The sequence below is a fragment of the Pseudomonas guariconensis genome, from assembly GCF_015680235.1.
GTDB classification, from domain to species: Bacteria; Pseudomonadota; Gammaproteobacteria; order Pseudomonadales; family Pseudomonadaceae; genus Aquipseudomonas; species Aquipseudomonas guariconensis_A.
The window spans coordinates 1-421 of the sequence record NZ_JADLJL010000089.1 but is presented as its reverse complement, the minus strand read 5'-3'; the positions used below and the strand labels follow the sequence as shown (position 1 = coordinate 421).

The 421-nt window shown below is 66.3% G+C and carries 1 protein-coding gene; it reads right to left on the bottom strand.

Annotation, left to right across the window (positions count from 1 at the left end):
- Positions 1-421, bottom strand: a 421-nt coding sequence (locus tag IRZ56_RS22960; RefSeq protein WP_230390509.1) for a methyl-accepting chemotaxis protein, incomplete at both ends; no start/stop codon positions are given.

Here is a 421-nt window from a genome sequence, read left to right as displayed (position 1 = left end):
CCGGCCTGGTTGGCCACCTGCACGGTCTGCTCGCTGGACACCTGGCTTTCGTTCATGGTGTACACCGCCTCGCGCGATCCCACCTGCAGGCTGGTGATCATGCGGTGGATCTCCTCGGCCGATTCCTGAGTACGGTGGGCCAGGTTGCGCACCTCGTCGGCCACCACCGCGAAGCCACGCCCGGCCTCGCCAGCACGGGCCGCCTCGATGGCGGCGTTGAGCGCCAGTAGGTTGGTCTGCTGGGAAATGCCCTTGATCACATCGAGGATCTTGCCGATCTCGTCGGTGCTGGCGTTGAGCGCCTCGATCTGCTCGCACGACTCGCTGATTTTCTGCGACAGCGCGGTCATGGCGTTGATCGCGTCGTCCACCACCTGGCGGCCGTCGTTGGCCTGGTCGCTGGCGCCGCTGGCATGTTGCG